Annotated in this window: 1 protein-coding gene; it reads right to left on the bottom strand. The window is 62.8% G+C overall.

All coding sequences use genetic code 11. From position 1 onward, the window contains the following. The coding region (locus tag IL992_RS45570) for a sensor histidine kinase (RefSeq protein ID WP_193209507.1) at positions 1-764 on the bottom strand (764 nt) is incomplete at both ends.

Here is a 764-nt window from a genome sequence, read left to right as displayed (position 1 = left end):
CCAGGAAACGCCGGGCCGGCACTGGCCAGCAACGCCTCAGGCAACAACACCATCGCCGTCAGACCACCCGCGTCCTGCTGACGCAACTGCACCCGGATGCCATGACGCAACGCCAAGCGCCCAACCACAAACAAACCCATACGCCGGGACACCGACACATCCACAACCGGCGGGTTCGCCAGCCGATAGTTCGTCTGCGCCAGCTCCTCAGGCGTCATACCGATACCCTGGTCACTGACCGAAATGATCAAACCACCGCCATCGATACGATTGCTCGAGATCGTGACCTTGCTATCACGAGGCGAGAAGGAAATGGCGTTCTCCACCAACTCGGCCACAAGATGGACGACGTCGTTGACCGACTGGCCGACCACCGACGCCCCCGCCTGCACCCGGATATCCACACGCTCGTAGTTCTCGACCTCCGACAGCGAAGCACGCACCACATCCACAATCGGCACCGGCTGACCCCAACGGCGCGCGGGCTCCTGCCCCGCGAGAACCAGAAGGTTCTCACTGTTACGACGCATACGAGTCGCCAGGTGGTCGAGCTTGAACAAGTTCCCGAGCCGCTGCTCGTCCTGCTCACCCTGCTCCAACCCATCGATCAAAGACAACTGACGCTCCACCAGCGTCTGCGTACGCCGCGACAGGTTCACGAACATCGCGTTGACATTGCTGCGCAGCCGGGCCTCGTCACCCGCCAGCCGTACGGCCTCGCGATGCACCTCGTCGAAGGCCCGCGCGACTTCACCGATCTCGTC

This window comes from Microbispora sitophila, from assembly GCF_014892245.1.
GTDB lineage: Bacteria > Actinomycetota > Actinomycetes > Streptosporangiales > Streptosporangiaceae > Microbispora > Microbispora siamensis.
The sequence above is the reverse complement of the archived record's forward strand: the minus strand, read 5'-3'. Positions and strand labels throughout refer to the sequence as shown.